This is a genomic window from Streptomyces sp. BK79, from assembly GCF_044142145.1.
GTDB lineage: Bacteria > Actinomycetota > Actinomycetes > Streptomycetales > Streptomycetaceae > Streptomyces.
Genome location: NZ_JBHVOC010000024.1, coordinates 154,073 through 172,061 on the forward strand (window position 1 = coordinate 154,073; position 17,989 = coordinate 172,061).

General features: G+C 71.7%; 13 protein-coding genes and 1 riboswitch. Of the genes, 4 read left to right on the forward strand and 9 right to left on the reverse strand.

Annotated elements, in window-relative coordinates:
• Window position 1: 1 nt before the first annotated feature.
• The 9 genes from ACFIF2_RS28010 to ACFIF2_RS28050 all read right to left on the reverse strand — a co-directional run bounded on the left by ACFIF2_RS28010 (window position 2) and on the right by ACFIF2_RS28050 (window position 14,868).
• Complete coding sequence (locus ACFIF2_RS28010; RefSeq protein ID WP_395576014.1) at window positions 2-1,786, reverse strand: SpoIIE family protein phosphatase; 1,785 nt, start codon at window positions 1,784-1,786, stop codon at window positions 2-4.
• 101 nt (window positions 1,787-1,887) lie between these two features.
• Window positions 1,888-3,492, reverse strand: a complete 1,605-nt coding sequence (locus ACFIF2_RS28015; RefSeq protein WP_395576015.1) for a glycoside hydrolase family 13 protein — start codon at window positions 3,490-3,492, stop codon at window positions 1,888-1,890.
• Between the two features lie 117 nt (window positions 3,493-3,609).
• Window positions 3,610-4,485, reverse strand: a complete 876-nt coding sequence (locus ACFIF2_RS28020; protein ID WP_395576016.1) for a carbohydrate ABC transporter permease — start codon at window positions 4,483-4,485, stop codon at window positions 3,610-3,612.
• A gap of 16 nt (window positions 4,486-4,501) precedes the next feature.
• Window positions 4,502-5,461 carry a carbohydrate ABC transporter permease gene (locus tag ACFIF2_RS28025; RefSeq protein WP_395576017.1) on the reverse strand — a complete coding sequence of 320 codons (960 nt, stop codon included), beginning with the start codon at window positions 5,459-5,461 and terminating at the stop codon, window positions 4,502-4,504.
• 67 nt (window positions 5,462-5,528) lie between these two features.
• Window positions 5,529-6,944 (reverse strand): extracellular solute-binding protein, encoded by a 1,416-nt coding sequence (locus ACFIF2_RS28030; protein WP_395576018.1) that lies wholly within the window; start codon window positions 6,942-6,944, stop codon window positions 5,529-5,531.
• A 151-nt stretch (window positions 6,945-7,095) separates the two neighbouring features.
• On the reverse strand, window positions 7,096-8,109 hold the full coding sequence (locus tag ACFIF2_RS28035) for a LacI family DNA-binding transcriptional regulator (protein WP_395576019.1): 1,014 nt from the start codon (window positions 8,107-8,109) through the stop codon (window positions 7,096-7,098).
• Between the two features lie 73 nt (window positions 8,110-8,182).
• The gene (locus ACFIF2_RS28040; protein ID WP_395576020.1) at window positions 8,183-12,475 is read right to left on the reverse strand and encodes a discoidin domain-containing protein; all 4,293 of its coding nucleotides are present in this window, start codon (window positions 12,473-12,475) and stop codon (window positions 8,183-8,185) included.
• A 328-nt stretch (window positions 12,476-12,803) separates the two neighbouring features.
• On the reverse strand, window positions 12,804-13,814 hold the full coding sequence (locus ACFIF2_RS28045; RefSeq protein WP_395576021.1) for a LacI family DNA-binding transcriptional regulator: 1,011 nt from the start codon (window positions 13,812-13,814) through the stop codon (window positions 12,804-12,806).
• Window positions 13,815-13,902: 88 nt separating this feature from the next.
• Window positions 13,903-14,868, reverse strand: coding sequence for an endonuclease/exonuclease/phosphatase family protein (locus ACFIF2_RS28050; RefSeq protein ID WP_395576022.1), 966 nt, complete (start codon window positions 14,866-14,868; stop codon window positions 13,903-13,905).
• A 221-nt stretch (window positions 14,869-15,089) separates the two neighbouring features.
• Window positions 15,090-15,215, forward strand: a riboswitch (cobalamin riboswitch).
• 62 nt (window positions 15,216-15,277) lie between these two features.
• On the opposite strand from ACFIF2_RS28050, the gene ACFIF2_RS28055 reads away from it, so the two are divergent.
• From ACFIF2_RS28055 to ACFIF2_RS28070, 4 genes are all read left to right on the forward strand, one after another.
• Window positions 15,278-15,664: a (2Fe-2S) ferredoxin domain-containing protein gene (locus ACFIF2_RS28055; protein ID WP_395576023.1), complete on the forward strand. Its 387-nt coding sequence runs from the start codon at window positions 15,278-15,280 to the stop codon at window positions 15,662-15,664.
• A 144-nt stretch (window positions 15,665-15,808) separates the two neighbouring features.
• A complete protein-coding gene (gene panD, locus ACFIF2_RS28060) occupies window positions 15,809-16,231 on the forward strand; it encodes an aspartate 1-decarboxylase (protein WP_395576024.1) in 423 nt (140 codons plus the stop codon).
• Between the two features lie 33 nt (window positions 16,232-16,264).
• Window positions 16,265-16,609 (forward strand): GNAT family N-acetyltransferase, encoded by a 345-nt coding sequence (locus ACFIF2_RS28065; protein WP_395576025.1) that lies wholly within the window; start codon window positions 16,265-16,267, stop codon window positions 16,607-16,609.
• A gap of 65 nt (window positions 16,610-16,674) precedes the next feature.
• On the forward strand, window positions 16,675-17,313 hold the full coding sequence (locus ACFIF2_RS28070; protein WP_395576026.1) for an aspartate/glutamate racemase family protein: 639 nt from the start codon (window positions 16,675-16,677) through the stop codon (window positions 17,311-17,313).
• The last annotated feature ends 676 nt before the right edge of the window (window positions 17,314-17,989 follow it).

Below are 17,989 nucleotides of genomic sequence, written 5' to 3' on the forward strand. Positions count from 1 at the left end.
TCTAGGGACCCGCCGGCCCGGGGCGGGCCGGCAGGTCCTGTTCGGCCCAGACGACCTTCCCCTCGGGCGTGCGGCACGAGCCCCAGCGGCGGCACAGCATGTTGATCAGCTGAAGGCCGCGTCCGCTCTCGTCGCTCACGTCCGCGTGCTGGATCTGCGGCAGGTCCGGCCCGGAGTCCGACACCTCCACCGACAGCCGCTCGTCGCGCAGCAGCCGCAGCTCACCGGGCGCGCCGCCGTACCGCAGGGCGTTGCCGACCAGCTCGCTGACCACCAGCTCCGTCGTGTCGACCAGATCCTGAAGGCCCCACTTCACCAACTGCTCGCGCACCGCGGTCCGGGCCTGCCCGGCGGCCTTGCCGTCCGGTGGCAGCGGACGTACGTACACCTCGCCCCGCGGACCGAGCGGCCGGGCGCCGGCGACCAGCACGATCGCGTCGTCGGACCGGTCACCGCCGACCCGCTCGCCGACCGACCGGCACACCGGGCCGTCGTCGGGCCCCCAGGAGCCGACCGCCTCGCGCAGCCGCTCCATCCGGGCGGCGAGGCCCGCGGTGCGCGACCGGATCAGACCGTCCGTGTACATCGTCAGCCGGCCCCGCTCGGGCACGGGGTACTCGACCGGGTCGTACGGGATCACGCCGGCGCCCAGCGGCGCCCCGGTGGGCACGTCCAGGAACGACGCGGTGCCGTCCGGCCCGGTCAGCAGCGGCGGCGGGTGACCGGCGCTGGCGATGCGGAAGGTGCCGCCGTACGGGTCGTAGACCGCGCACAGGCAGGTGGCGACCTGGTCCTCCTCCAGGTCGCGGGCGGCCAGGTCCAGCCGGGCCAGCAGCCGCTCGGGCGCGATGTCGAGCGCCATCAGCGTCCGCGCCACCGTGCGCAGCCGGCCCATCGTCGCGGCGGCGGCCAGACCGCGCCCCATCACGTCGCCCACCATCAGCGCGGTGCGGCCCGTGGGCAGCGCCACGACGTCGAACCAGTCGCCGCCCACGGCAGCGGGATCACTGGCCGGGTCGTAGCGCGAGGACACGTCGAGGCCCGGCGTGCTCGGACTGGACCGGGGGAGCAGGGCCCGCTGGAGGGTGACCACGTGCTCGCGCTCGCGCCCGTAGAGCCGGGCGTTGTCGAGGTACACCGCCGCCCTGGACGCCAGCTGCATGACCAGCGCCACGTCGGCCCGGGTGAACGGCGTGCGGCTGCCGGCCCGGACGAAGTCGGCCAGGCCCAGCAGCACCCCCCGGGCGATCAGCGGCACCGCCAGGTACGAGTGCACCCCGGCGCGGCGCATCAGCACGGCCGCCTCGGGCGTCGGCGCCACGGCGTCGAAGTCGGACCGGGCCATCCGGGAGACCAGCACGGGCCTGCGGGTGCTCAGGCAGGTGCGGACCAGCCGGTCGGCGGTGTACACGGACACCTCGCCCACCGGGTCCGGGGCGAGATCGAGACCGGGGATCTCCGACACCGCCATGGCCCGCAGCTCGGGGGTGTCCGTGCCGTCGTCCGCGTGGACGCCCTCCTGGAACCTGAGGACCGATTCCAGCAGGTCCACCGCGCACCCGTCGGCCAGCTCGGGCACGGTGAAACCGGCCAGCTCCTCGGCCGTGCGGCGCAGGTCCAGCGTGGTCCCGATGCGCATGCCGGCCTCGTTCAGCCAGGCCAGCCGGCGCCGGGCGCGCACCGCGTCGGTCACCGGGTGCAGGGCGGCCTTGAGGGCCCGCCGACGGTCGCCGAGGAGGGGCTCGGGAGGCCGCCGGATCCCGCGCAGCCACGGTCGTTCCCGCACGCGTCGCCTCCTCCCAGGGCCTCCTGCACCGATTCTGCCTCGCCTCGGGGCGACCGGCGACGGCGGCGGCCCCGGCAGCCGGGACCGCCGCCGGTGTCACCTCAGGAGCGCAGCCACACGGCCGTGTCCCGCGGCAGCCGGCCGGCCGCGTCGAGCGGTCCGCTGCTCAGCAGCAGCGCGCTGTGCGCGGGCAGCCCGACCGGACCGTCGGACAGGTTGACGACACACGTCGTGCCGTCCTCGCGCCGGAACGCGAGGACACCGTCCGGCGCGGACAGCCAGCGCAGGGTGCCGTCACCGAGACCGCCGGTGGTGCGCCGCAGGAGCAGTGCCTCGCGGTAGAGGGTGAGCATCGACTCCGGGTCACCGCTCTGGCGGTCCGCCGCGTACGCGGGCCAGCCGTCCGGCTGCGGCAGCCAGGGCTCCGTCTCGGAACCGAATCCGCAGTACGGGGCGTCGGCCGACCAGGGCAGCGGCACCCGGCAGCCGTCCCGCCCTGGATCGGTGCCGCCGGAGCGGAAGTGCATCGGGTCCTGGATCCGCTCGCGGGGGACCTCGGCCTCGGGCAGCCCGAGTTCCTCGCCCTGGTACAGGTAGACCGACCCGGGCAGGGCCAGCGTCAGCAGGGCGGCGGCCCGGGCGCGGCGGGTGCCCAGGGCCAGGTCGGTGGGGGTGCCGAAGGCCTTCTTCGCGAAGTCGAAGCCGGTGTCCTCGCGGCCGTACCGGGTGACGGTGCGGGTCACGTCGTGATTGCAGAGGACCCAGGTGGCGGGGGCGCCGACCGGGGCGTGTTCGGCCAGGGTGTCGTCGATGGTGCGGCGCAGCCGGTCCGCGTCCCAGGGGCAGGCCAGGAAGTTGAAGTTGAACGCGGTGTGCAGTTCGTCGGGCCGCAGGTAGCGGGCGAAGCGCTCCGCGTCCGGCAGCCACACCTCGCCCACGAAGACGGCCCCGTACTCGTCGGCGATGGCCCGCCAGGAGCGGTAGATGTCGTGCAGCTCGTCCTGGTCGATGTACGGGTGCGGGTCGACGCCCTCCTCGAAGTCGGCGAGCGCCGGATCCTTCGCGAGCAGGGCGGCGGAGTCGATGCGCACGCCCGCGACCCCGCGCTCGAACCAGAAGCGCAGCACGTCCTCGTGCTCCCGGCGCACCTCCGGGTGGGCCCAGTTGAGGTCGGGCTGTTCCGGGGTGAACAGGTGCAGGTACCACTCGCCGTCGGGGACGCGGGTCCAGGTGCGGCCGGAGAACTGGGAGGGCCAGTTGTTGGGCGGCAGTTCCCCGTGCTCCCCCCGGCCGGGGCGGAAGTGGAAGCGCTCCCGCTCCGCGCTGCCCGGCCCGGCGGCCAGCGCCGCCCGGAACCAGGCGTGCTGGTCGGAGACGTGGTTGGGGACGATGTCGACGAGGGTGCGGATGCCCAGCTCCCGCGCCTCGGCGATCAGCTTCTCGGCCTCGCCGAGGGTCCCGAACGCCGGGTCGATGGTGCGGTAGTCGGCGACGTCGTAGCCGCCGTCGACGAGCGGCGAGACGTACCAGGGGGTGAACCAGACGGCGTCGACGCCGAGTTCGGCCAGGTACGGCAGTCGCGCCCGGACGCCCGCGAGGTCACCGGTGCCGTCGCCGTCGCCGTCGGCGAAACTGCGGGGGTACACCTGGTAGATGACGGCGTCGCGCCACCAGTCTTCGGTGCGGTGCGAGGTGGGGGCTGCCACTGACGGTCCTTTCGGGCAGGGTGGATCTCCGCCGCCGGCCCGGACAGGGCGGGGCGTCGGACGGGCCGACGGCGAAGGCTGACGGGACGGGCCGGGGCGGGGCGGTCGGGGCGGGTCTCAGCCCTTGAGTCCGCCGGCGGTGAGTCCGCTCATGATGTTGCGCTGGAAGACCAGGAAGATGATCAACGTCGGCAGCGAGGCCATGGTGAGCGCGGCGATCAGTACGTTGACGGGCACACCGTTGGACAGCGAGTAGATGCCGACGTTCAGCGTCTGCTTGGCCGGGTCGGGCAGGGTCAGCATGGGCCAGAGGAAGTCCTTCCAGACGCCCACGATCGCGAAGATCGACACCACGCCGAGGATCGGCCGCGAGATGGGCAGGACGATCGACCACAGGGTGCGCGTCGGCGAGGCGCCGTCCATGGACGCGGCGTCCAGCAGCTCCCTCGGGATCGAGTCGAAGAACCGCTTGAGCAGGAAGATGTTGAAGGCGTTGGTCACCGAGGGCAGCCAGATCGCCCACGGCGTGTTGAGCAGGTTGCGTTCGAAGAGCGGCACGTCCAGCACCGTCAGGTACTGCGGCACGACCAGCACGGTCGCCGGAATCATCAGTGTCGCCAGCATCATGCCGAGGATCGCCTTGCCGAACAGCGGGCGGAGCTTGGACAGGGAGTAGGCCGCCGCCACGTCGAGGACCAGCTGGAAGGCCAGCGCGCCGAACGCGTAGTACAGGGTGTTCCCGAGCAGGCCGGCCAGGTCCATGACGTTCCAGGCCTGCGTGTAGTTGCCGGGTTCGAAGGAGTCGGGTACCAGGGTCGGCGGGGTCCGGACGACTTCCTGGGTGTCCTTGAAGCCGCTGGACACCATCCAGTACATCGGGCCGAGGAAGACCACGGTGAACAGCGTGACGACACCGCCGAACGTCACCCAGTAGAGGACCTTGCCGCGGGGCCGGGCGAGCTGGGCCGGCGAGATGAGCGTGCGTGTGGACATCTGTGGCTTCCCCCGGCTACTCGTCCTCGGCGCGGCTGAGCTTCACGTACGCCGCCGAGAAACCGGCCAGCAGTACGAGGAGCAGCAGGCCGAGGGCCGCCGCGGCGCCGTAGTTGTTGAAGTTGAAGGCGTACTGGTAGATCAGGTAGACGACGGTGGTGGTCGAGCCCTCGGGGCCGGCCCCTCCGGTGAGCAGGAAGGGTTCGACGAAGACCTGCATGGTGGCGATGATCTGCATGAGCAGCATCAGCGAGAGGATGAGCCGGGTCTGCGGGATCGTCACGTGCCAGATCTTGCGCAGCAGCCCGGCGCCGTCCAGCTCCGCCGCCTCGTACAGCTCCCCGGGGATGCCCTGGAGCGCGGCGAGGTAGATGAGGGCCGCGCCGCCCATGTTCATCCAGGTCGAGGCGATGACCACGGAGAGCATGGACAGGCCGGGGTCCTGCAGCCACTGCTGCTCGGGCAGCCCCACGGCGCCGAACACCTCATTGAGCAGGCCGTAGCCGGGGTCGTACAGGTACTTGAAGAGCAGCACGGCGGCGACCGGGGGCAGCATCACCGGCAGGTAGACCAGCAGCCGCAGGTAGCCCTTGCCGTGCCGCAGTTCGTTGATGACGAGCGCGACGACGAACGGCACGGCGAAGCCGAACACCAGGGCCAGCACGGTGAACAGCAGGGTGTTGCGCCACGCCTGCCAGAAGGCCGGGTCGTCGACGACCGTGCGCAGGTTGTCCAGGCCCACCCAGGAGACCTCGCCCTGGTCCGTCTTCTGGAAGGCGAGGAAGAACTCCCGGACCATCGGGTACCAGGAGAAGAACGCGAAGCAGAGGACCGCGCCGATCAGGAAGCCGTGCGCGGTGAGATGGCGCTTCAGGCTCCTGCCGAACGATCCGCCGGGCGGGGGCGGGCCGTCCGGCGGCGGCTGGGAGTGGCGGGCTCTCGCCGCCTTGCTCGGGGTCATGCTGGGGGCCGACATCGTCGCTCCTCGGAACTGATCTCATGGGCCCCGGGGGGCGGTGCGGCCCGCCCCCCGAGGGAGCCGGTCACTGCGTGGCCAGAACCTGGTCGACCTGCTGCTCGGCGGTGGAGAGCAGCTTGTCGATGTCGGCGTCCTCGTTGGTGAGGATGCCGGACATCACGTTGTCCAGGACCTTGTAGACCTCCTGCGCCTTCGGCGGCTCGGCCTTGCCCGGGACCGGGTTGTCCATGAACGTCTTGAAGTTCTCGACCGGCATGGTCGCGTGCTCGATGCGCGCCGCGTCGTCCTTCGCCTTCGACTCGTTCAGCCAGAAGTTGGGCTGCGGGAGGCCGACCGGCAGCTTGTCGGTCTTCTTGCGGGCCCAGTTGAACTGGCCTTCCCCGACGGTGAGGTTCTGGAAGTTCAGCCAGGCGATGCCGGCCTTGATCTTGTCGGCGGAGATCCCCTTCTTGATCATGTAATTGTTGCCGCCGGCCAGGGTGCTCTTCTCGCCCGGGATGGGGCCCATGCCGAAGTTCTCGTAGTCCGCGCCGAGTTGCTGGACCATGTACGTGATGTCGTCGGGCGCGGCGAGGAACATGCCGAGCTTGTCGGTGGCGATCTGCTTCTGGAGGTCGCCCCACTTGAGCAGCTGGGTCTTGCCCATGCTCTCGTCCTCCCACCGCATGGCGTGGAGGTTCTCGGCGACCTGCTTGCCCAGCTCGTCGTTGAACGCCGCCTTCTTGCCGCTCGCGTCCACGACCTCGCCGCCGAGGCTGTACATCTGGGCGGTGAAGTGCCAGCCGCCGGTGTTGCCCGCGCTGTACTCGCCGAAGCCGGCGATGCCGTCGCCCAGAGCGGCGATCTTCTTGGCGGCGGTGCGGACCTCGGCCCAGGTGCGCGGCGGGCTGTCCGGGTCGAGTCCGGCCTTCTCGAAGAGCTTCCGGTTGATCAGCAGGCCCATCGTGTAGTTGCTCGTGGGCAGGCCGTAGAGCTTGTTCTCGTGCTTGAGCGAGCCGAGGACGTTCGGGTCGATGTCCTTCAGGGCCGGCACGGTCCTGTCGTTGACGTACGCGGTGATGTCCTCGGCGCCGTCGTTGTCCAGCACCTGGGGCAGGTCGGTGAAGTACGTGTAGAAGACGTCGGGCTGCGACTTGGCCTTGAGCATCGCGGTGAAGCGCGGCGGCTCCAGGCACTGGCCCGGGGTGGAGCGGCCCTCGATGGTGACGTTGGGGTACGTCTTGTTGAACTCCTTTACGTCCTCCTTCCACTCCTTCAGCTCGGCGGCCTTCGCCGCCGGGGGCATGCAGTCGATGGTGATGGTCACCTTGGTCTTCGGGTCCAGCGGAGCGGCCGGGTCGGAAGACCCGGTGCCGCCTTCGGAACCGCCGCCGTCGTCGCTGCTGCTCGTGCCGCACGCGGCGAGAGCGGTCAGGGTGAGGGCGGAGACGAGCGTGATGGCGCCGGCGCGACGGGTACGGCGGAACCGAGCACTTCTCATGGGTGGTCCCCTTCGGGCATGAACGAGGAAGGCGCCCCACCGCCGATGCGTTGTGGGGCGCCGCTCACTCAACCACCGCGAACAAGTGAACGCAATATCTCGCGCTGATTTCGTAATTGCTCGACAGTCAACCGAAGAAGTCGAGGTTCGATTACGTGGCGGACGCCTGGGCGGTGGAGCCGCGGACGACGAGTTCCGGTTCGAAGAGCAGTTCCCTGTGGGGGACTTCGGTGCCCTGGATCTGGGCGCAGAGGAGGTCGACGGCGGCGCGTCCCATGGCCTCGATGGGCTGGCGGACGGTGGTGAGCGGGGGTTCGGTGCAGGTCATGAAGGCGGAGTCGTCGTAGCCGACGACGGAGACGTCCCGGGGTACGTGGAGTCCGCGGCGCCGGGCGGCGCGTACGGCGCCGAGGGCGAGGGGGTCGCTGGCGCAGATGATGCCGGTGACCCCGCGCTCCAGCAGACGGGACGCCGCCGCCTGGCCGCCCTCAAGGGAGAACATCGACCGCTCGACGAAGTCGCCGGACAGCTCGACGCCCATGGCCTTCGCCGCGTCCCGGGCGGCGGCCAGCTTCCGGCGGGAGGGGATGTGGTCGGAGGGGCCGAGCACCAGGCCGATCCGCTCGTGGCCGAGCGAGACCAGGTGGCGCCAGGACTGCTCGACGGCCACCGCGTCGTCGCAGGCGATGCAGGGGAAGTCGAGGTCCGCGATCGAGGCGTTGATCAGGACCACCGGGATGTTGCGTTCCGCCAGCAGCCGGTAGTGGTCGTGCGGGGCGTCCGCCTGGGCGAACAGCCCACCGCCGGCGAACACCACACCGGAGACCTGCTGCTGGAGCAGCAGCTCGACGTAGTCGGCCTCGGAGACGCCGCCCTTGGTCTGGGTGCACAGCACCGGCGTCAGCCCCTGCTGGGCCAGCGCCCCGCCGATGACCTCGGCGAACGCCGGGAAGATCGGGTTCTGCAGCTCGGGCAGCACCAGCCCCACCAGCCGCGCCCGCTCGCCCCGCAGCTGCGTCGGCCGCTCGTAGCCGAGGACGTCCAGCGCGCTCAGCACGGACTGCCGGGTCGCTTCCGAGACTCCGGGTTTGTCGTTGAGCACCCGGCTGACCGTGGCCTCGCTGACCCCAACCTTCTTCGCTACTTGAGCAAGTCGTCGCGTCACACACGCAAGACTAGCGCAAGCCTCCGCAAGAGACTTGCGCCAGTCGTCAAGCTGTCCGGCGGGCCGGAGCGGCCTACGGGTTTCGGGTGATCTTGAAGGTGGACGTCGTGTTCCGTACGTCCACGGCGTTGTCGTTCAGCCTCAGCCCGTTGAAGGTGACCTCGCCGACCGCCGGGCCCTGTCCCGGCTCGGGCATCTCGTTGGCCCAGACGCCGAAGCCGGACTTGGCGTCGAAGGCGTCACCGCTCTTGCGCGCACCCGAGACCGAGACGTCCGTGAAGACCGTGTCCTTGATCGGGTACTGGGGCTGCCCTCCCACGTAGTTCGTCTGGAACATGATGCCGCTGTAGGTCGGATCGACGATGTCGACGTCGGTGACCCGGATGCCCTGGAACACCTTCGAGGCCGAGAACACCCAGATGCCCGGGAAGGTCTGGCCGCCCCAGAAGTGCCCCCCGGCCCGGACGATCGAGATGTTCTCGAAGGTCGTCGGATCGGTGCCGAAGCCGTTCATCGGGTAACCGAAGTCCAGCGAGCTGATGGTGATGCCCGAGTAGACCAGGGTGTCCGCGATGTGGATGTTGCGGAAGGTGTTGTGGTAGCCGCCGTAGACGGCCAGGCCGGCGGCGCGCCAGGTCAGCGTCGTCGTCAGGTTCTCGTAGAGGTTGTTCTTCATGTCGGCGCCGCCCGCGTCGATCGCCGAGAACAGCGCGAAGCTGTCGTCACCGGTCGCCCGGGCGTCGTTGTTGGACACCAGGTTGTCGGTCGAGCCGTTGGTCATGTTGACGCCGTCGGCGAACATGTTGCGGATCCGGGAGTTCTTGACGGTGATCCGGTCGGTGTTGGCGCCCCAGTAGAGGCAGACCATGTGCTCGTTCCAGATGTTGTCGATCACGATGTCCGACACGTTGGAGAAGTCGAACACCTTGCCCGGCCCGTCGATGCGGCTGGTGTAGTTGCCGAAGTAGGCGAAGTTCGCGAACGACGAGCCCTTCGCAGTGGCGTCGGCCCGGAAGCCGATGTCGGTGTTGTCCTGGGCCGTGGGCGCGTGGAACCTGGTGAACCAGGGGCCGGCGCCGACCACCTTCACGGCCTTGCCGTACACCTGGAACTTGCTCGACGTCTGGTAGTCACCGGGCGGCAGGTACACCCCGACCAGCTTGCCGCCGGTGTCCATGCGGACTCGGTCGAGCGCGTTCTGCACATCCTGGTGCGTGAACCCGGTCGGCACCACGTACGCCGCCGGGTCGGGGTTGGGCACCGCGGCGACCTGCTCCAGGTTCACGAAGTCGATCGCGTAGTCGGTGGTGTTCGCGGCGTCCTTCTGGAGCCGGATCCTGCTGCCCGCCGGGACGGTCTCGCCCAGCATGAGGTGCGCCTCGTCGTAGATGTGGCGTGGGGCGCCCGCGCCGGGGGAGTTGCCGGGCGCGGCCTCGTTGCCGTACAGCCAGGCGTACTTCGAGGTGAGCGGCAGCGCCTTCTTCATGACGCCGTTCACGTAGACGTTCAGCGTGGAGTCGATGCCGCCGCCGCCCGGCGCGTCTGGGATCGAGAAGCGGGTGACCAGGGTGTTGGTGGCGGCCCGCGTGGTGAACTCGACGTACTCGCCGGTCGCGTCGAGGTGCACGGCCCTGCGGCCGGACGCCTCGCCGGCGATGTCGCCGATGGTGCGGTTGGGGCCGGCCACCTTCGCCCCGCCGCCGGCCGTGCCGTCCTCCGCCTCGTACATGTCGTACGGCATGTTGGCACCGCGCCCGACGAACAGCGGCTGCGTGGAGGTGTTGTTCTCCCGCTTGACCGGCAGCTCGTTGGCGTCGTCGGCGACGGTGACCCGCAGGGTGTACGAGCCGTCGGCCGCCTGCCAGGTGCCGAGGCTCACGGCCGGGGCGGTGGTGCCGGCGGCGATGACACCGGAGTGCGCGCCGGTCAGGGTCTTGACGGTGGCGCCCTTGGAATCGACGAGGGCGAGCGTCACGCCGTGACCGCCGCCCGCGGAGTCCTGGGTGCCCTGGTTCCTCAGCGCCACCTTGAAGGTCACGTCGTCACCGGCGGCCGGGCTGGAGGGCGAGGTGGTGACCGTCGCGGCGACCAGGTCGGAGCTCTGGACCGGCTTGACGACCAGCGGCTCGGGCCGCGTGTAGGTGTTGTTGGTCTCGTTCTGCTCGGTGATCTCGTTCCCCTCGTCGGCGACCGCGCTCAGCTCGTAGGAACCGGCGCCGCGTGCCCCGACCGACGCGCTGACGGTGCTCTGCGCGCCCGCCGCCAGGGCGCCGACCTCGGCGGTGGCGACCCTGGTGCCACCGAGGCGCAGGGCGACCTCGCCGGCCGGGGCGGCGGCCGGGCCGCTGTTGCGGACGGTGGCGGACACGGTGATCTCGTCCGACTCGACGGGCGAGGCGGGCGAGGTGGTCAGCCGCGTCACCTCCAGGTCGGGGTTGGGCGCGGGGGTACCGACGACCTGGAACTCGGCGAGCTGCCCGGCCGTCGCCCCGCTGTTGGCGGTGAACCGGAGCTGGACGTCGGCGACCCGCTTCCCCACGGGTACGGTCACGCTGTTGCCGCCGCTCGCCGGGTCGAAGACGTAGTCCTTCGCGGCCACCAGGCTGCTGAACTCCGTCGTGTCCTGCCCGCGTCCGAGCACCTGGATGTTCTGGGTGCGCCTGGACCAGCCGGGGTCGGGGTTGAGCTTGAGGACGAGGTGGTCGACGTCCGCGTCGGCGCCGAGTTCGAGGGTGAGGGTGTTCGGGTAGCTGCCCGCCGCCCCTTCCCAGTACGTCGCCGTGTTGTTGTCGTTGGCGTTCCCGGCGACGTAGGTGTGGATGACGGAGGAGGCGCTGATCGGCTTCCCGACGGCGAGGTTCGAGCCGCCGCTCCCGCTGCCGGTGCGGGTCACGGAGTTGCTCTCGCCCGACACGTTGCCGGCCGCGTCCTTGGCCCGCACGAAGTAGGTCACGGTCGCGGACGCCGGCTGCGTGTCGGTGTAGGTGGTCACGTCGCCGGCGACGCTCCGGCGGAGCTTGTTGTCGGCGTAGATGTCGTAGCCGGTGACGCCCTTGTCGTCCGTGGCGGCGTTCCAGGTCAGCTTGATCTGCCCGGCGGCCGGTTCGGTGAGGGCGAGGTTCGCGGGCGCGGTCGGCGCCTGGGTGTCACCGGTGCCGGCGCGGCGGGTGACCTGGTTGCTGTCGGCCGACCGGTTGCCGGCCGCGTCCCTGGCCCGCACGTGATAGGTGACGGTGGCGTCGGCGGGCCGGGTGTCGGTGTACGTGGTGACGTCACCCGCCACGGACGTCAGGAGGCTGCCGTCGGCGTAGACGTCGTAACCGGTGACGGCCGTGTCGTCGGTGGACGCGTTCCAGGTCAGCCTGATCTGCCCGGTCGCCGGTTCGGTGTAGGCGAGGTTCGCGGGCGCGGTCGGCGCCTGCGTGTCGCCGGACGCCGGGCCGTAGACCTCCAGTTCGGAGACCTGGGCGGCCGGCTGACCGGTGTTCGCCGACACCAGGACGCGCACGTGGCGGGTGGTGGTCGCGTCGAAGGTGATCGTGGCCGACTGGCCGCCCGCTGCGCCGAAGGTGTACGCCTTGGCGGCGGTCAGGTCGGTGAAGTCCGAGCCGTTGTCACTGGCCTGCACCTTCAGGGTCTGGCTCCGGGACGGCCAGCCGTCCGGCAGCCGCAGCACGACGCGGTCGACGCGGCGCGAGGAGCCGAGGTCGGCCTGGAGCCACTGCGGCAGGGCGTTGCCGGCGCTCTCCCAGTAGGTGGCCTTGTTCCCGTCGTTGCCGTTCGCGGGCGTGTACGGTCCCGTGGAACTGCTCGCGGTCAGGCTGCGCCCGGCGGCGAGGTTCGTGGACGACTCCCCGGCCGCATGCACCTCCAGTTCCGAGAGTTGGGCCGCCTGCCAGCCGGTGTTCGCGGTGATGTGCACCCGCACGTACCGCGTCTGCGTGGCGGGGAAGCCCACGGTGACCGTGTTGCCCGACCCCGGCGAGAAGCGGTACGTGGCCGAACTCTTCAGCGTGCTGAAGCTCGTGCCGTCGGCGCTGCCCTGCACGGAGAGGGTCTGGTCGCGGCTCTCCCAGCCGGCGGGCAGCCGCAGGACCACCTCGTCGATCCGTTCGGTGGCACCGAGGTCGGTCTGCACCCACTGGGGCAGGCTGCCACCGCCGCTCTGCCAGTACGAACCCTGGTTGCCGTCGGTGATGTGGGCGGCGCCGTACTCGCCGTGCGAGCTGCTCGCCGCCGCGGGGTCCCCGACGGCGAGGTTGGCACCACCGGCCGCCGTGGCCGACAGCAGCGGTCCTCCCCACGCCAGGAGACTGGTCGCGACCACGGTGCACACGGCACGTGATCTCCAGTTCCGGTTTCTCATCTGATCTGTCCCCGATCTCCGCCTCGTGCCGCGTGGCCACGAGACACGGCTCATCCGGATGTGCTCATCAGGTGGACGCTCGAATTTCTCCGTCATTTACGCTGAGCGATCAGAGAGTTGCAGAGAATTGTTCAGTCGTCCACAGAGAAGGCAGCACGGCATGCCCGCGGCCGGACGCGGGTGGTGCCGCTGAGGACGGGGGGAGTCCTAAAGGGCGCCCCGGACCAGGGGCTTTCATGAGCTGTGTCGGGGAGCCGCAAAACGCGGTCATTTCCCGCAAGAAATGTGCGGTCCCCGGGCGCCCGGCGTCCCGGGCGCGCACGTCCTGTCAGCCGGCGGACGCCTGGGCGGTGGAGCCGCGGACGACGAGTTCCGGTTCGAAGAGCAGCTCGCCGTGGGGGACTTCGGTGCCCTGGATCTGGGCGCAGAGGAGGTCGACGGCGGCGCGTCCCATGGCCTCGATGGGCTGGCGGACGGTGGTGAGCGGGGGTTCGGTGCAGGTCATGAAGGCGGAGTCGTCGTAGCCGACGACGGAGACGTCCCGGGGTACGGCGAGTCCTCGCCTGCGGGCGGCGCGTACGGCGCCGAGGGCGAGGGGGTCGCTGGCGCAGATGATGCCGGTGACCCCGCGCTCCAGCAGACGGGACGCCGCCGCCTGGCCGCCCTCAAGGGAGAACATCGACCGCTCGACGAAGTCGCCGGACAGCTCGACGCCCATGGCCTTCGCCGCGTCCCGGGCGGCGGCCAGCTTCCGGCGGGAGGGGATGTGGTCGGAGGGGCCGAGCACCAGGCCGATCCGCTCGTGCCCCAGGGAGACCAGGTGGCGCCAGGACTGCTCGACGGCCACCGCGTCGTCGCAGGCGATGCACGGGAAGTCCAGGTTCTCGATGGACGCGTTGATCAGCACGACCGGGATGTTGCGCTCCGCCAGCAGCCGGTAGTGGTCGTGCGGGGCGTCCGCCTGGGCGAACAGCCCGCCGGCGAACACCACCCCCGACACCTGCTGCTGGAGCAGCAACTCGACGTAGTCGGCCTCGGAGACGCCGCCCTTGGTCTGGGTGCACAGCACCGGCGTCAGCCCCTGCTGGGCCAGCGCGCCGCCGATGACCTCGGCGAACGCCGGGAAGATCGGGTTCTGCAGCTCGGGCAGCACCAGCCCCACCAGCCGCGCCCGCTCGCCCCGCAACTGCGTCGGCCGCTCGTATCCCAGGACGTCCAGCGCGCTCAGGACGGACTGGCGGGTCGCCTCGGAAACCCCCGGCTTGCCGTTGAGGACCCGGCTGACCGTGGCCTCGCTGACCCCAACCTTCTTCGCCACCTGAGCAAGTCGTCGCGTCACACACGAAAGGCTAACGCAAGCCCCGCAAGCGGCTTGCTCTCCGGCTCCCTCGAGCCGGGTCCGTCCGGCGGCGCGGCGTACGCCCCGTTCATCCCAGTCCGATCCGGGCGGCGACCGGGAGGTGGTCGCTGCCGGTGGCGGGCAGGACGCGGAGGTGCCGGACGGTCGCGGAGCGGGCCATGACCTGGTCGATCCGGGCCAGCGGGAAGCCCGCCGGGAAGCTCAGCGCGACGCCCCGCTCGGCCACGTCCAGGCGGCTGGTCAGCGGATCCAGCGCGCGGTCGTCGACCGTGCCGTTGAGGTCGCCCAGCAGGATCACCCGGCTCAGCCGCTCGGCCGCGACGGCGTCCCCCAGCAGAGCGGCGCTCTCGTCGCGCCGGGACGACGAGAACCCGCTCGCCCCGACGCGGACCGACGGCAGATGCGCGACGTACACGGCGACCGCACCGCGCGGGGTGCGTACCTCGGCCCGCAGCCCGCGGCTCCACTCCCCGGTGATGCCCCGGGGTCTGATGTCCAGCGTCCGGGCGTCGGCGAGCGGATGCCTCGACCACAGCCCGACCGTGCCCCGGACCGCCCGGTACGGGTAGTCGGGCGCGAGCGTCCGCTCGTACGCGTCGAGTGCCGGGGGCACCAGTTCCTGGAGCGCGATGAGGTCGGGCCCGGCGCCGGCGAGGGCGCGGGCCGTGCCGGCCGGGTCGGCGTTCTCGTCGCTGACGTTGTGCTGCACCACGACCAGGTCGGCGGTGCCGGGGCCCGGCGCGGGCAGCAGCAGACCGCCGAAGAGGTACGTCCAGGCGGCCACCGGCAGGAGCAGCGCCACCAGCGCGAGGGCCGAGCGGCGCACCAGCGCCAGGACGAACAGCACCACGACCACCGCACCGAGCCACGGCAGGAACGACTCCAGCAGACTGCCCAGCCCGCCCACCGCGTTGGGCACCACCCCGTGGCACAGCAACAGAACGGCCGTCAGCACCGCCGCCGCCGCGACCCCCCGCCCACGCCCCCGGCCCAACCGGCCCACCAGGCCCCGCACATCCACCCGATCCCGCATCGCTTCCCGTCCGCTCGTCCTCCTGCCCCAGGACGAGTGATCGAGTGTGACCGGTTCCGGTCGTGTCCGGAGGCCACCGGCGGGCGAGCGGACACCGGACCGCAGGACGCCCGGTCGCCGAACTCGCCGACGAGGAAGACCTGTCTGCTGACATTCGCCCGGACCGCTGCCGTGCGGACGACCGCGCGATGGAATGATGGCCGGCGACAAGGCGACGGCGGACGAGGAAGCCGGTGTGAACCCGGCGCGGTCCCGCCACTGTGATCGGCGAGCGCTTCCCGACAGGCCACTGCCCGATGCCGGGTGGGAAGGCCGGGACGCGCCTCGACCCGAGAGCCAGGAGACTCACGCGGTCGCCTCCTCCGCGAACCACCGGGGCGGATCTCCCCGGAGAGAGGGAAGGCGCGCCATGCCCGCACCACCCGTGGAACCGGTACCGTGCCGCATCGTCGTGTGCCGGGACTGCTGCTGCGGCAGCCCCAAGGTGACCGGTGTCGACCACGCCGCCCAGACCGAGCGCCTGCGCGCGGCGGCACCCGTCCGTGTCTCCGCGTGCCTCGACGTGTGCGACCAGGCCAACGTCATCGTCGTGCAGCCCTCCGCCGAGGGCCGCGCGGCCGGCGGACGGCCGGTGTGGCTGGGCCTGGTCAACGACCCCGGGGCGACCGAGGACATCGTCGCCTGGGTCCGCGCCGGCGGCCCCGGCGTCGCGCCCCTGCCGGACATCCTCGACCTGTACACCTGCGCCCCGCCCGGGCGCCGCGCCGCCGCGCGTGGAGTGCCGCGCGTGGAGTAGCGAGGGGAGCCGTCGAGGGGCGGGTGTGGTGTGGATCCCGGAACGCCCGGGACGGCTGACCGGGCACACGAACCGAGGTAGTCTCCGAAGAACGCCCTTGACCCGCGGACGCGGGCAGGGAGCAGACGAATCGGGAGTTTCTTCGTGTTTCGTACCATGTTCAAGTCGAAGATCCACCGCGCCACCGTCACCCAGGCCGACCTGCACTACGTCGGCTCGGTGACCATCGACGCCGATCTGCTGGACGCCGCCGACCTGCTGCCCGGCGAGCTGGTGCACATCGTGGACATCACCAACGGCGCCCGCCTGGAGACGTACGTCATCGAGGGCGAGCGGGGGTCCGGAGTCGTGGGGATCAACGGGGCCGCAGCCCATCTCGTCCACCCCGGCGACTTGGTGATCATCATCAGCTACGCTCAGGTCACCGACGCCGAGGCGCGGTCGCTGCGACCGCGGGTCGTGCACGTGGACGGCGGCAACCGTATCGTCGCCCTGGGCGCGGACGCGTCGGAACCGGTGCCCGGTTCGGACCAGGAACGCAGCCCGCAGGCCGTCGCGTCGGCCTGACGTACCGAATCTGCGCGGACTAGGAGCGTGGCCGTGAGCGACATCGAGATCCGGGACGACCGGGCGGCGGGCCGCCTGGAGGCGATCGCGGCCGGCGAGGTGGTCGGCCGCATCGAGTACTTCGTCCTGGACGCCCCCGAACGGGCCCTCGTCCCCGTGCACACCGTCGTCGAGCCGGACCACGAGGGCCAGGGCATCGCGGGCTCGCTGGCGCGTGAGCTGTACGCCCTCGCGCGCGGTGAGGGCGTGGTCGTCGCCCCGCTGTGTCCGTACGTCGTGAAGTGGGCCGAGCGCCACCCCGACGAGGCGCCCGCGGCCGACCCCGAGCTGCTGCGTGCGGCCAAGGAGTGGCTCGTGGCGCACCCTGAGCGTTTCTGAGCGGTTCGGGACCGCCCTGCCCGGACTGACCGCGACAAGACGACATAGCGACAAAGGAGACGTGCGTGCTGGCGCTGCTGCACACCTCGTCCATGCACGTCCCGGTCTTCGACGCCCTGCGCGACGAGGCGCACCCGGGTCTGGAGCTGCGGCACCACGTCGATGCCGAACTGCTGGACCGGGCCAGGCGCGACGGGCCGGAGGCGGTGACGGACGCCGTCCGAGCCGTGCTGCGGCGGGCCGTCGCGGAAGGAGCGCGGGCCGTCCTGTGCACCTGCTCCACCATCGGCGCGGTCGCCGAGGCGGCCGGCGCCGGGGCCGGTGTGCCGGTGCTCCGCGTCGACCGGCCGATGGCGGCCGCCGCGGTGGCCGCCGGTCCGCGCGTCGCCGTCCTCGCCGCGGTGGAGAGCACCCTCGCGCCCACGGTCGCGCTGATCGAGGAGGAGGCCCGGCGTGCCGGCCGTCCCGTCGAGGTGCGGACCCGAGTGGTCGACGACGCCTGGTCGCGGTTCGAGACCGGCGACACCGAGGGCTACGTGAAGCGGGTGGCCGAAGCGGCCGACGCGGTCACCGACGCCGACGTGATCGTCCTGGCCCAGGCCTCCATGGCGCCGGCCCGGGAGTCGGCCGGGACCGCGGTTCCCGTGCTGGCCAGCCCCGCGCCGGGACTGGCCGCCGCCGCCGCGGCGGCACGTCTCGCGTGACGCCCGCCCGCTCCGTGCTCGGTGCCGCGCCCGCCGTCCCCGGTTCCCGGGCTCGTCGTCGGCCCCTCGGCGACCCTCGTCGGGCATCCCGCTTGCGCCACTCGGGCCACCCCGGACCCACCCGATCGTGCGGGGGAGTGACTGCGGAGGCGGACCTCGGGTAGGCGGGGGACAAGTCCAGAGCCGATGTCGACCGACTGGCCGGAGGACAGCGCCATGACGAACCCGTATCCGGATCCCGTCCCGCCCGGGCCCACCCCGGGACCCACTCCCGGACCCGACCCGGAGCCGCAGCCGCACCCTGACCCGGTGCCGACCCCGGGCCCCGGCCCGGAGCCGACCCCACCGCCTCCGCCCCCCGGGCCCGGCCCGCAACCGACGCCTCCGCCCCCGGGCCCCGGCCCGGAGCCGACGCCCCAGCCTCCGGGTCCCGGCCCCCAGCCGACCCCGCCGCCCCCGCATCCGGGACCGCCCGGGCCCTCCCCGTCGCCGGTCCCGCCGGGGCCGGAGCCAGTGCCCAACCCGGAACCGGGGCCACCGCTCAGCTGAACCGTACGAAGCGAGGACGCACGACCCCGCCCACGCACGCCCACCTACGCACGCCCACCCACGTACGCTCGCGCACGCCCGCGCAGGACCCGCACGAAGCGGCGGGGGGGGGCCCCCCCCCGGGCCC